The following is a 12,686-nucleotide window of genomic DNA, read 5'->3' as shown; positions in this document are numbered from 1 at the left end:
TGAGGTGGTCAGGTGCTTCCTGCGATCACGCGCAGCAGGGCCGGTGCGACGAGGATGGCCAAGAAGATCACCCCCAGCAGGCTCATCGGGATGGACATCTTTTCGCCGACCTCGTTGGCCCTGGCCTTCTCGGTGGCGAGCATCGCGCTGCGCATCCCTGCGGAGCGGGCGCGCAGGCTGCGGTAGATCTGGGCGCCCTCCTCCCCGGACAGGCGCATGATGTCGGCGAGGTCGTCGAGCTCGGGCAGCCCCAGCTCGAGGGCCAGGGCGTGCAGGGCGTCCCATGGGGTCAGCCCGGACCACAGGGTGCGGGCGAGCTCCTCGCCGAGGCGGCGGAACACCCAGGAGTCGCCCACACCGGCGGCCACCTCCATGGCCTGGCGGGGCCCCGCGCCGGAGTTGCGCTCGAGCGCCACGAAGTCGATGTATGCGCCGAGGGCGCGGCTGAACTCGGCCCGTGCCTTCTTGGCGTCGTCGCGGACGTTGTAGTTGGGCAGGAAGAGCATGACGGTGGCCAGACCGACCGTCGCGACGGCGGGGATGACGATGGGCAACCGGGCCCCGAGGAGGGTGAAGAAGGTGGTCAGCAGTGGCGGGATGGCCAGGCCGAGCAGGGCGAACATGATCTTCTCGCCGTAGTAGCGGCTGACCGGGGTCCGCAGGATCGCCAGCTCCTGGACCGGAATGGCACCCCAGGCACCCGCCGGCAGGGTCTTCATCCCCCAGACGCCCAACCGTTCGCGGGTGTCGCTGGCCGGGTGCGCCGCCTCGACCGTGCGCCGCTTGGCGTGCTCGGGTGACAACCGCCCGAGCGCGTCGCCCAGATCGGGGTCGGCGGGGGCCAGGCGCCAGACCAGCAGCGCCACCCCGAGACCGATCAGGGCGCCTGCGGTCAGCGCCAGCTGCAGACCGGTGGCCATCATCGGGCTGCCTGCCTGGCGGCGGACCCGATGAACCGGGGCAGCGGCTTCCCGGTCGACATCGTGCGCATCCACAGCAAGGTCGCGACGTACAGGCCGAGCAGCAGCACCAGCAGCAGCTGCCCGATTGGGGTCCCGTAGGGGCGGACGTAGTCACCGGTCAACGCCAAGACACCGAGGACCGAGATCGTGATCAGGGTGACCCAACGCGCGGTCGACCGCGGCTTGGCCCGGTCCGACTCGATCTCTCGCCGGGCGGCGACGTCGGCTGCGGTGGACTCGGCCAGGGCTTCCAGGACGCTGGCCACCCCGGCCCCTCGGCGCCGGGCCGCGAGGATGAGGTTGCCGGCGATCAGGTCACCGGTCGCGTCGTCGAGCTCGTCGGCGAAGGCGCGCAGGGCGTCTTCGGTGGCCCACCGAGCGCGGAGCCGGGACGCCAGGCGGGTGACCTCTGGCCGGATCGCCTCAGGGGTTGAGCGCAGGGTGGAGACCAGTGCCTGCTCGAGGCCGACGCCGGCGGTGAGGATGCCCGCCAGGGAACGGGTCCACTCCTCCATCGCCTCCAGCCGGTCGATCTTATTGGCCGAGGGTGGGACGGACAGCAGGACGGGCACGCCTGCGGCCGCCGCAGGGACGAGCGGGATCGCGATGATCCAGCCGGTCAGGAGCGCGACCACCACGCCCACCGCGGCGCCTGCGGCCAGCAGCAGCCGGGTGCGCCGGTCCAGCCCCGCGAGCCGAAACAGGGCGGCTCCTTTGCCTATGGCACTGCGGTTCGGCGCCGGGGGCGGAGCGGGGCGGGGCCGCAACCCAACGACGACGCCCAGCAAGCCGGCGACGATCAGCGCCCCGGCCACGGCCGGTACCAGCGGGGTCATGAGGCGGCCTCGCTGCGCCCGTAGAACTCCTCGAGGGCGAATCCCCACCCGGCGAGCTCCCGGTACTCATCGGGCAGGACCGCAGGCTCGGCCTGCCGGCTGCCGGGCGGTGCGAGGAAGACCCGCTGGACGGCGTACCCCTTCTCGCGCTCTCCGGGGGTCAGGGTGAGGATCTCGGTGACCCAGCGAGAGCGTTGCGCGGTGCCGTCGGCCAGCGGGGTGGTCTCCAGGTGGACGTGCACGATGATGTCGATGCTGGCCGCGATCGCCCGCACCGCGTAGTCGTGGGTGATGTGCGGCCCGGCCTCCATGGCGCAGGTCACCAGCTTGCCGATCGCGCCTTCCGCGTTCTTGGCGTGGGTGGTGGAGATCGAACCGGCGCCGGACTCCATGGCCTTGAGCATGGCCAGGACCTCCGGTCCTCGCACCTCACCCACGATCTGGCGGGAGAGGTCGAACCGGAATGAATCGAACAGGGCTTGGCTCAGGGTGAACTCGCCGGCCTGGCTGCCGTCGGCGGCCCGCTCGCCCGAGCCGGGGCGCGCCTCCCACGCGAAGACATATGGGTGCTGGTCCTTGAGCTCGTGCAGGTGAAGCTCGTACTCGGTCTCAAAGGTGCCGATGATCTCGTGCTGGGGGATCTCCGCGCACAGAGCACGGACGAGGGTGGTCTTGCCTGCTCCCTGGGCGCCGGACACGACGACGCTGCGGCGGGCCTTCACGGCCGCGGACAAGAACGACGCCGCCAGCTCCGTGAGCGTCCCACGGTCGACCAGGTCGGCCAGGGTGACCCTGCGCAGCCGGTGCCGCCGGATGACCACCGACGGGCGCGGCGTGACCCATGCCGCCGCGGCCAGCCGTGCACCGCCGTCCAGACGCAGATGCAGGCGCGGCTGCCCCTCCGAGAACGGCCGCGGGTTGACCTCCGACCGGGACGCCAGGAAGACCAGGAAGTCGATCAGCTCCTGATCCGAGTCGGCCACGGGTGGCCCGGGGATCAGGCGGCCGTCGGTGAGCTCGAGGAACACGCAGTCGCAGCCGAAGATCAGGATGTTCTCGACCCGGTGGTCGTCCACCAGCGGTTGCAGTCGCCCGAGCCCGAACAGGGAGTCGTCGACGGCCTTGGCCAAGGCGTCCTGTTCGGCGGCGTTCCAGGCATCCTGGCCGGCGCTGACCCGCTCGTCGCGCTCGTTGTTGAGCAGGTCGAGGATGATCGCTCGGCCGCGCTCACGCTGCGCGGCCGAGCCCAGCCGGCCCCGATCGTCCCCGAGGGCGGCACTGAGACGGTCCGAGGCCTGTCCCCGCAGGGCGGTGACCAGGTCCCAGTCGATGTCGGCGCCGTGCCGATGGATCCGGGGCACGTCGGTGCGGGGCATGTCCTGGTCGCCGCCGCCGTAGGGCTCGGTCGGGTATCGCGGTCGCGGCACGGTCGGTGCCGGGTCGGCAGGTGGTGACATCGAGAACGATCCCCGCACCCTGCCCGGGCCTGCGGCCGGGCGGTCCGGCGGTGGCGTGGCGAACAACGGAAGGGATGCCGGGTCCGCGGGGTGACTGCCCGGCTCGAGATTCACCGTGGTGTTGTCGGTCATGCCGTCCCCCCGATGATCTGCGTGGCGAGCTGGCCGCGGTTGGTGGTCACCGCTGACTGGATCGAGGTCCGCGCCGCGATGAGGCTGCGGACGAGACGGGAGGAGTCGAACCGGCGCGGCGCCTTGGCGCCCTTGGCGAAGACGTCGGCGGCCGCGACGTCCCAGGCCAGCGAGGCGATCACCGGGATCTGCAGGACCTTCTGAACGTCGCGGGCGGAGTAGGGCTCCCCCTCCCCCACTAGCAGCAACCCCAACGACGACGTCCCGCCGACGCCTTCGAACCCGGTTCGCAGGGTCTCGGCCCACGACCGCGCCGCCGACAGGGACACCAGGTCGGTCCTCGTCACCAGCAGGGCCAGATCCGCCGCGTAGATCAGTGGTTCCGGGCTCCCGGCCAGGCCGAGCCGACCCGCGTCGACGATGACGTCCTGGCCCGTGGCCTCCAGTGCCTTCAGCTCCGCCGCCAAGCTCTCCCACAGCGGCATCAGGCTGCGCGCTTGCCCGTGCGCGCGGGTGCCGGGCAGCAGGGTGACCGCCGCGTTGGGCGGTCCTGGCATCCGCAGCGTGGACTCGGCGATCGCCTCGCTCAGCTGCCCGTGGCGCTGCGCCAGCGCCAGATCGATCAGCGAGTTCGTCGGCGCCGACTCGGCACGCAGGTAGCCGGCGAAAACCGCCGACCCGCCTGTTGGGTCGCCTTCGACCAACAGCACCGGCCGCGCCCAGGTCAGGGCCAGCCCCAGGGCCGAGGCTGTGACCCCTGGCGACCCGGAGGCGGAGAACAGCACGATCAGGGCCATGGCTCAGCGCTCCCGGCTGTCCAGGACCAGCGCCACCTTGCCGGTCGCCGCCCGAGCCGCCAGCTCGGCGGCCTGCTCCTGCGGCACCTCGACGGAGACCACGGTCTGCCCGTTCTCACCGTTTGGGTATAGCCCCACCACGGTCGCGGAGATGGCCTCAGGCGGCTCCTGACCCACCTCGCCTTGCTGCCCCGGAGTCGCCACGACCCTCACCTGATCGCCGGCCAGCAACGTCTCCCCCGGCATCAGCGAGGGCGGCAACGCGACCCCCACCACCGACCTGCCCTTCCCAGGCCGGACCGCCGGGGTCACCTCTGCAGCCGTGACCAGGCTGCCGGCAGCCATGTCCATCGCCGCGCGTTGACCCACCAGGCTCCCCAGGCGTTCGCCCGGAATGCTCTCCAAGGCGGGATCCAACCCCACCTGGACCGTCATCAGGTCGCCATGGGTGATCGTCTCCCCGCGGGTAACGGTTTGGCGCAGCGCCACCACCGCGTGGGTGTTGCTCGTCGACGACCACGTCCATGCCCCCAGCAGCGCGCCGAGGATGACGGCCGCAACCGACGCGGCGACTAACAGCGGTCGACGACGCAGCTTCGGCGCCGGCGTCACTGACGCCTGACCGCCGTCGGCGCCGCCCTTGGATCGACGCCGGCGGACCGGTCGCGTGCCTCGTCCCTCGCTCACAGCGGCGGAGTCGGCCGTCTCGGTGGTCATCGTCATCGGTTCCCCCTCGAGCTGCTCAGCTGCTCAGCACCTGGGCTTCGCCCATCGTGATGGTGGTCGTGTCGGTGAAGTCCAACGGGATCGTGCCGCGCAGGCCGATGCCCGCCCAGGTGACGACCCAGTAGGTGGTGGCTCGCACCGTGTAGGTGCCTTGCCGGGTGTATGTGTGCCCGCAGGTCGGGGACGACTGCTTGCCGTAGGAGTCGTCATACGGTGTGCCCGGTCCGGTGCACGTGACCGTGGCGCCGTCGCCCATCGTCCAGACCGTGCGCTCCGCCTTCGCGGTGGCCGTGACCGTGAAGCCACCTGCCGACGCGGACTGCGTCTGCGGCCCCCACGTCGTCGCCCCGGGGTTCTGGGCCCACATCCACGTCGGCATGCCGATGATCCCGACGCTCCCCGGTCCCGGCTCCGGCACGATGCCGATGTTGATGGCGCGGAGGTTCATCCGCGCGACCGCCTGCCGTGCCAGCACCTGCGGGTCCGGCGGCGCACCGTTCGGTGGCGTGGCCAGCCAGAGCCAGAAGGCGATCCCGGAAACCGGACCCGTACCCACCGGCCTCGTGCAGGCGTAGACCTGACCGGTCGTGCGCCCACCCCAGGCCGGGTCGCTGAACGGTGGCTGCGGCTGCAACACCTTGGCGTAGCACTGCTGCGACTGAACCCACCATCCATCCGACGAGGAGCAGGGCACCTCCTTCGTCGGCGAGGTCAAGGTCCACGCGCACGTTGGCAGGGAGACGGGGTCGGCGTCACGACTGGGGCCCCCACCTCCACCGCCCCCGCCATCGGGGGCGGTAACGACGATGATGCACTCCCCCGTCCTCGGCGATGGTTCGGTTCCTGGGGGGCAGCTGATCGGCGGGGCCGCCGCCAGTGCCGGCAAGGCTCCCCCGAGCAAGACTCCGACGGCTGCCAGGACGACCACCGACCTTCTCAGCATGGTTTCCCCTTGAGCGTGTCGACGGTGACGAAGAACCCCTGCGGCGCCTTCACAACGGTGTATGAGTACTGCTGACGATCTGCGCGACCCGGTCGCACGACGGACTTGCCCGCCTTGTCAACGACGTTGACCTTGCTGACGTCGATGCACGCCGAAACCGAGAAGGTCTTGCCGTCCTTCGTGGTGGCGGTCGATGACCGCACCACTGCCTGGCCGACCTGCCTCCAGCCCTTGGCCTGTAGCGTCCCCAGTTCGATCCGCGACTGGTTCGCCGCCTGGTCGCGTGCCACGGTGGTGACTTCGTTCAAGCTCTTCTTCGGATCGACGGCCAGCTCGTCGAGGACTCCCCAATAGCGCCCGATTGTCTCCTCCGCCGACTTGAGGTCCTTCTCAGCCGGAGTGAGCGACGTCGGGGACGACGTAACACTGCTCGTCGACGTGGGCGTGGCGGTGGTGCTAGTGGTCGAGGTCCTTGCCGGCGGCTTGGGGTCGTTGCAGGCCGAGGTCAGAACCACTGCGGCCGTGGCCGCAGCCAGGCCGATTGCGCGCGCTCGGCTTCGGTTCGTCATCAGTCTCTCCTCGACGTCATCGGACTAAGGCCCGTAGCGGCCCCGTGGTGGACAGTGGTGTCCCGCTCGATACAGTAAGACTAGTGCATTTGTATCATCGAGCGCATCCCGAAACACACCGCCGCCCCAGCGGCGTGGATCTGGATAGCGGACCATGTGCGCAATCAAGGTGCTGTCCCCTGGCGTCTGTCCGGCCGACGAGAAGGCGGCGCGGATCACGGCTATGTTGCAGGGGACCAGGCCGATGGACTCCGAGCGCAGGCCCATCCCGAGAGCAGAACATCCCGGGCGCAGTAGCGGAAAGGATATGCCATGTTTCGGCCGGTATCCAGTGCACTGAAGCGATGGCATCCCCAGCTCGCCGTAGTGACCGGCGCCGGCGGAGGCATCGGCCGCGCCCTGGCTATCCAGCTCGCCGACTCGGACTGCGCTCTCGCGCTGGTGGACAACGATCCAGCCTCCCTGTCCGCCACCGCGGCACAGTGCGAGTCACGAGGCGCCGTTGTCACCCAGTGGGAGCTCGACGTCGCCGACACGCGCGCCGTGCCCAGAATGGCCCGGGAGGTCCTCGACACGCTGGGCGCTCCGGACGCACTGTTCAACTTGGCTGGGCTGATCCACGCCGGACGGCTCATCGACTCGGATCTGGACGACGTCCGGCGTGTTGTCGAGGTCGACCTGCTCGGAACCATTGCCTGCTGCCACGCCTTCCTGCCGGCACTGGCCAGCAATCCCGGCGCGCGAATCGTCAACGTCTCGAGCGCCTTCGGGCTAGTGGGGGTGAGTGGCTACAGCGCCTACAACGCCGCCAAGTTCGCCGTCAGGGGCTTCACCGAAGCCCTGCAACAGGAGGTGCCCCGGCACGTCAGAGTCAGCTGCGCCTACCCCGGTGGCGTCCGCACCGACATCATGCGCAATGGCCTCTACGCCTCGACGGCGGATCGGGCGGGGATCCAGCAACGGTTCGACGACCTGATCGCGCGAACCTCGCCCGAGGCGACCTCGGCGGCGATACTGCGCGGCTCGGCCAAGGGCCGGCGCCGCATCATGGTCGGCGCCGACGCGCGAGCCGCCGACGCCTTGGCTCGGCTCACCGGCGCCCGATACCAAGCTCTGACTCGGCGGCTTGGGACCGGGCCCGCCTAGACTCTTGCCGGAACGCACCGCGGCTGGAGGGCCTCCGATGTCGGATCGTTGGCTGTTGATCGAAACGTTCGGCGGGGACCAGCCGCCGAGCGTCATCGGCGTGGGTGCGACGCCAAAACGCATGGTGCCGCTTCGCACGATTCTTGGCCGCGGCCGATCGCTGCAGGCCGTAGAGGCAGCAGTGGCCAAGGTGATCACAACGGGCTCGCCGGAAGTGTTCCATGCCAGAGATGAGCGGCGTCGCGTGGTAGCGGACCCATTGATTTCCTACCGGGGTGACGTTCACGGGGTCTGGGCGTGGGTTGGTCGAGTGGACGAAGAGCCGCCCCCACGCGACCTGGCAGGTGCGTGGCATTTCAACCTCACCACCGACACGATCGGCGGCAGCGACGACCTGCTCGATCTATACGGCGTCCAGCCGGAGCAGCGTCAGACCGAGAGGGCTACGGCGGAGGCATTCACCCGCCTAGTACCGAACACCGATGGCGCCGCTGCGCTGGCCCTGCTCATCCGATCTCGTCCCGGCGATGAGCACCAGGCCGTATGGGCAATCCGACGCGATGACGGGGAGATGCGAGCGGGTCACCTGTCCTGCCGGGCAGTGGCAGAAAGCCGCGAAGGCGAGAGCGAGGTGGTGTTGCGCGGCATAACCCATGACATTGGCCCGGCGGAAACGACCCCGGCCGCCCCTCCCCCTGTCGTCCTCGAACACCGTGTACTCGAAAGCATCGCCCAACCAGGCGAGCACCGCGCCCTGTTCAACCTGAAGACCCTTCGCATCCTGCGCTGGCTCGACGACCCACTTCCGGACCTTCATTGGACCCTCGACCCGGCCCACCCGGACTCCAGGTGGATCCACCCCGAGGACCAGCAGGCAGCTCAGATGCTCTCGGACTCAATGCGCACCGGTCGCACTACCGGGCAACTACGGTTCGCCGCAGAAGGCGGCGGCTGGATGACGGTAGGGATAGTCGCGAACATCGTGCTCCTCGACCAGCACACGACCGCCGGCCTGTTCACTCTGCGACGCGCCGAGCAGCCATGAGCGCGGCCGCCACCTCAGCAGGCCTAACGCCCAAGATCTCGGCCAGCGCGTCCAACGACGACGCCGGGGGCAAAGCCATCGTCTGGCCCGATTCCCACCGCGCATAGGTCGGAAGTGACACATGGGAACGCTCAGCCACTTGGCGCGCGCTGAGGCCGGCGACAACCCGCAACCGCCTCAGGTCTGCAGCCCCGTCAGGCGCCGCAAGCAGATTCACTGTCCGCACCTTCAGGACGCCCGCGATCCGTTGCAGGACCTCCGGACGCGGCTCCGAGGCGCCTCTCTCCCAACGCGAGACCCGCTCCCCGCCAGCCACGCCGATCAACCGCGCGAGCTCATGCTGAGTAAGTCCAGCCCTCTCACGGGCGGCACGCAAAGCCGTGGGATCGACAAGAGGGTCTGCGGGCATCGATGCACACCCTATTGCCGGGTGGTCCCGAGTGGCGCAGACGGCGTTCTAGCGTTCCGAGGTCCGGACGTCCCGCTGTCCGAACGCGTCGCGACCTGGCTCGAGGGCGTCGCTCGGCGTTTGGGCCCATAAGGCCGCCCCCATTCTGCGCGCCGCCTCGATCCGCAGTTCGTCGACCGCGTGCGCGTAGCGCTGAGCAGTCGCCATCTCCGTCCATCCCATGATGGCCATGACAGTTCGAAGGTCCACGCCCTGCACCAGGAGCAAGGTCGCTGCCGTATGGCGGGCGTCGTGCAGTCGCGCATCGCGAACCTCCGCGACCCCCAGAATTGCCTTCCACTCGCGCCAGTCTCTGGCCGGGTCCATAGGACGACCAGTTTCGTCCGGGAACACCAAATCGAGGTCCCGCTCCCACGCTGAGCCGACGCGAAGGCTTTCCTCTACTTGGAGACGACGGTGAAGCCGCAGTTCTTCGATCAGGGGTGGGGGAAGGGAAATGGAGCGCCTGGAGGCGTTGGTCTTCGTCTCTACCAAGCGGATGCCACCGTTTCGCCGACTTGGACAGTCAGCCCCCCGTTTCCGGCCACACGAGGGCTGGGAACCGCCAGCTGCCAGGCGGCACCCGTGCTCCCAGGTTTGACGCTGCACCGCTCGCTGGATGCGCAAGGTGCCCTTGTCCCAGTCGATGTCACGCCACTGGATCCCGAGGGCCTCGCCCTGTCGTAGACCAAGAGACAGCGCGACTGACCAGCGTGCAGCGTTTCTGCGAGTGCGAGCGACGTCAAGGATCGCCACGCACTCGTCCCTGGTGAGCGGTTGGACCTCGCGCCTGGGAATGCGGGGTGGTCGAGCGATCATGGCTGGGTTCGACGAAAGACGCTGCCGCCGTACCGCTTCATTCAGCCCGGATCGGAGCACACGATGGACGGCGTGGACGAGGCTGGCCGAATGGTCGGCGTCCAGCATTCGCCGATAGTGCTGTTCCAGGGTTTCCGGTCGCAACGAGCTGAGTCGAACGGAACCCAACGCAGGAACGATGTGCACTCCCATCTGACTTCGGTACGTCGACAGCGTCTTCCATCGGACGGTGGAGGGCAGGACGTTCTCGAGCCAGTGCTCGAGCCACTGACCAAGTGTGGGGTCGGACTCGGTCCATGTGTACTGGCCGGTGTCCCGTGACCGTTCCATCGCGCGGACGGCCCGGTCGAGTTCGCCCTTGGCGCTTCGACTGATGTGCTTGCGATCAGGACGGCCATCCAACCGCGTCCCCATGGTCACCCGCGCGTGCCACCGACCGTCCTTTCCCCGGTACTTGGACGAGGTGGTCTCTTCGGCGGAGAGTCGCCGTCTACCCTTCATCGGGGTCCCTCAGGGATTGAAGGTAGCGGTTCAGCTCGCGTCGCTCGACTCGGACGGAACGGCCGATGCGAACAACGTGGATGTGATGGCGTGCTACTTCACGCTCGACGCTGCGCCGCGTACACCGCAGATGCGATGCGACCTCGCCAAGCGTCAACAGAAGTGTGGGCTGGGTGTCTTCGGTGGCCCGCTGGGCAGTTGCAGTGTTCATGCCGAAATACGCCAGACCGGAGCCGTCTGGTGGTCACGGGAGGGCACGACAGATCCCGCGTCTAGGACCCCCGAGGACTGGTGCACACCACCAGTCTCCCGAAGCGACCGGAGCCGCCGAGGTCTCATTGTTGAGCCCATTCTTGGGCCCATCGGACGACCAAGGCAGCCCGAGCGATGCCAGGGACGAGTAAGGCCCTAACCGCGTCTCCGCAGGTCAGGGCCCCAAACGTCTGTCTCAACACAGAGTGCGCCCGAAGGGATTCGAACCCCTAACCTTCTGATCCGTAGTCAGATGCTCTATCCGTTGAGCTACGGGCGCGAATGTCGCCCTGAGATTCCTTGTGGGATCGCCCAGAGCAACGACGGGAAAGACTACCGGCTCGACCCCGCGCCCACGAAATCGGTATGCCGCCCGGCGCAGCCGGCCGCGCGGCATACCTCTCGCCGTGGCGGGTCGAGCACGGCGCCGAGGCGACCCGGCCCAGGGTTGGTCGGCCCAGGGCGGCGGAGCCGAAAGGCAAGAAACGCAACGGAATCCGCCGTCTTCTTGCAACCCTTGCAAGAAGATTGCAAGCGATCGATTCCTACTGCCCGGTTGTGAGGCTTTTCACGAGCGGTCTAGACCGTGCGCGGTATCTACTGGCGCGTAGGGGGGCGTACCTTGGCCAGATCAGGAGCGTTCACCATGTGGACACGCGGTCGGATGACCCGGGTCGGCGTGGACGCATCACCTCATGATCCGGGGGAGCACCGCCCCGGACGAAAGGGACGGCCGATCACATGACGACCGAGGCGACGCACACCGACCAGCGCGCAGGGGGCACCACGCACGCCGGCCTGCAGGCATGGGTCGACGAGGTGGCAGCGATGACCACCCCCGACCACATCGAGTGGGTCACCGGCTCCGCAGCCGAGTGGACCCGACTGACCGACAAGCTCGTCGAGGCCGGCACCTTCGTGCGCCTCAACGAGGAGAAGAAGCCGAACAGCTTCTACGCCGCCTCCGACCCGACCGACGTCGCCCGGGTCGAGGACCGCACCTACATCTGCTCCGTGGACGAGAAGGATGCCGGGCCCACCAACAACTGGATGGACCCGCACGAGATGAAGGACCTCATGCGCGGGCTCTACGCCGGCTGCATGAAGGGCCGCACGATGTACGTCATCCCGTTCGTGATGGGTCACGTCGAGGCCGAGAACCCGATGTTCGGCGTCGAGATCACCGACTCCGAGTACGTCGTGGTCTCGATGCGCGTGATGGCCCGCACCGGCGTCAACGTGCTGCGCCGCATCGAGGAGCTCGGTGAGAACGCCAAGTACGTCCCGGCCCTGCACTCCGTCGGGGCCCCGCTCGAGCCGGGCCAGGCCGACGTGAAGTGGCCGTGCAACCCGGAGAAGTACATCGTCCAGTTCCCCGAGGAGCGGATGATCTGGTCCTACGGCTCGGGCTACGGCGGCAACGCCCTGCTGGGCAAGAAGTGCTACTCGCTGCGGATCGCCTCCGTGATGGCCCGCGACGAGGGCTGGCTCGCCGAGCACATGCTCATCCTCAAGCTGATCTCGCCCGAGCAGCAGGTCTACTACGTCGCCGCCGCGTTCCCGAGCGCCTGCGGCAAGACCAACCTCGCCATGCTCGCCCCGACCATCCCGGGCTGGAAGGTCGAGACCCTCGGCGACGACATCGCCTGGATGCGCTTCGGCGAGGACGGTCGCCTGTATGCCGTGAACCCCGAGTTCGGGTTCTTCGGCGTCGCCCCCGGCACCAACGAGCACACCAACCCCAACGCGATGAAGACCATCAACAAGGGCAACTCCGTCTTCACCAACGTGGCGCTCACCGACGACAACGACATCTGGTGGGAGGGCCTGGAGAACACCCCGGCCCACGCCACCAGCTGGAAGGGCCAGGACTGGACGCCGGACTCCGAGGAGCTGTCGAGCCACGCGAACAGCCGCTACTGCACCCCCATCGAGCAGTGCGACATCCTCGCCGACGAGTACTACGACCCCAAGGGTGTGCCGATCTCGGCGATCTTCTTCGGTGGCCGCCGCAAGACGACCGTGCCGTTGGTGACCGAGGCGCGCGACTGGA

13 protein-coding genes and 1 tRNA gene are annotated in these 12,686 nt (G+C 68.7%); 3 read left to right on the top strand and 11 right to left on the bottom strand.

What is annotated here, in order from left to right; genetic code table 11:
• Positions 1-8: 8 nt before the first annotated feature.
• The 7 genes from ACXJKD_RS17175 to ACXJKD_RS17145 all read right to left on the bottom strand — a co-directional run bounded on the left by ACXJKD_RS17175 (position 9) and on the right by ACXJKD_RS17145 (position 6,422).
• Positions 9-923, bottom strand: a complete 915-nt coding sequence (locus tag ACXJKD_RS17175; protein ID WP_457255905.1) for a type II secretion system F family protein — start codon at positions 921-923, stop codon at positions 9-11.
• Positions 920-1,798 (bottom strand): type II secretion system F family protein, encoded by an 879-nt coding sequence (locus ACXJKD_RS17170; RefSeq protein ID WP_457255903.1) that lies wholly within the window; start codon positions 1,796-1,798, stop codon positions 920-922. Before ACXJKD_RS17170 ends, ACXJKD_RS17175 begins: the two co-directional genes overlap by 4 nt.
• A complete protein-coding gene (locus ACXJKD_RS17165) occupies positions 1,795-3,387 on the bottom strand; it encodes a CpaF family protein (protein ID WP_457255901.1) in 1,593 nt (530 codons plus the stop codon). The genes ACXJKD_RS17170 and ACXJKD_RS17165 overlap by 4 nt, the downstream gene beginning before the upstream one ends.
• On the bottom strand, positions 3,384-4,184 hold the full coding sequence (locus tag ACXJKD_RS17160; RefSeq protein ID WP_457255900.1) for a hypothetical protein: 801 nt from the start codon (positions 4,182-4,184) through the stop codon (positions 3,384-3,386). Before ACXJKD_RS17160 ends, ACXJKD_RS17165 begins: the two co-directional genes overlap by 4 nt.
• Positions 4,185-4,187: 3 nt before the next feature.
• Complete coding sequence (locus ACXJKD_RS17155) at positions 4,188-4,907, bottom strand: SAF domain-containing protein (protein ID WP_457255898.1); 720 nt, start codon at positions 4,905-4,907, stop codon at positions 4,188-4,190.
• A gap of 19 nt (positions 4,908-4,926) precedes the next feature.
• Positions 4,927-5,544 carry a hypothetical protein gene (locus ACXJKD_RS17150; RefSeq protein ID WP_457255896.1) on the bottom strand — a complete coding sequence of 206 codons (618 nt, stop codon included), beginning with the start codon at positions 5,542-5,544 and terminating at the stop codon, positions 4,927-4,929.
• Positions 5,545-5,846: 302 nt separating this feature from the next.
• Positions 5,847-6,422, bottom strand: a complete 576-nt coding sequence (locus ACXJKD_RS17145; RefSeq protein WP_457255895.1) for a hypothetical protein — start codon at positions 6,420-6,422, stop codon at positions 5,847-5,849.
• Positions 6,423-6,788: 366 nt separating this feature from the next.
• Here ACXJKD_RS17145 and ACXJKD_RS17140 point away from each other — a divergent pair, with 366 nt between their 5' ends.
• A complete protein-coding gene (locus ACXJKD_RS17140) occupies positions 6,789-7,568 on the top strand; it encodes an SDR family NAD(P)-dependent oxidoreductase (RefSeq protein WP_457255894.1) in 780 nt (259 codons plus the stop codon).
• Positions 7,569-7,623: 55 nt separating this feature from the next.
• Positions 7,624-8,613, top strand: coding sequence for a GAF domain-containing protein (locus ACXJKD_RS17135; RefSeq protein ID WP_457255893.1), 990 nt, complete (start codon positions 7,624-7,626; stop codon positions 8,611-8,613).
• On the opposite strand, the gene ACXJKD_RS17130 is transcribed toward ACXJKD_RS17135, so the two are convergent.
• The 4 genes from ACXJKD_RS17130 to ACXJKD_RS17115 all read right to left on the bottom strand — a co-directional run bounded on the left by ACXJKD_RS17130 (position 8,585) and on the right by ACXJKD_RS17115 (position 10,913).
• Complete coding sequence (locus ACXJKD_RS17130) at positions 8,585-9,022, bottom strand: helix-turn-helix transcriptional regulator (RefSeq protein ID WP_457255891.1); 438 nt, start codon at positions 9,020-9,022, stop codon at positions 8,585-8,587. The genes ACXJKD_RS17135 and ACXJKD_RS17130 overlap by 29 nt on opposite strands.
• Before the next feature lie 48 nt (positions 9,023-9,070).
• Positions 9,071-10,294 (bottom strand): tyrosine-type recombinase/integrase, encoded by a 1,224-nt coding sequence (locus tag ACXJKD_RS17125; RefSeq protein ID WP_457256406.1) that lies wholly within the window; start codon positions 10,292-10,294, stop codon positions 9,071-9,073.
• A gap of 76 nt (positions 10,295-10,370) precedes the next feature.
• The gene (locus tag ACXJKD_RS17120; RefSeq protein WP_457255889.1) at positions 10,371-10,592 is read right to left on the bottom strand and encodes a helix-turn-helix domain-containing protein; all 222 of its coding nucleotides are present in this window, start codon (positions 10,590-10,592) and stop codon (positions 10,371-10,373) included.
• A 248-nt stretch (positions 10,593-10,840) separates the two neighbouring features.
• Positions 10,841-10,913 (bottom strand) — tRNA-Arg (locus ACXJKD_RS17115).
• 461 nt (positions 10,914-11,374) lie between these two features.
• Between ACXJKD_RS17115 and ACXJKD_RS17110 the strand changes: the two genes are divergently transcribed.
• The coding region (locus ACXJKD_RS17110) for a phosphoenolpyruvate carboxykinase (GTP) (RefSeq protein ID WP_457255888.1) at positions 11,375-12,686 on the top strand (1,312 nt) is incomplete at its 3' end.

Source organism: Pedococcus sp. P5_B7, assembly GCF_054049895.1.
Note: the sequence above shows the minus strand (reverse complement) of the source record. Positions and strands in the feature narration are given on the sequence as shown.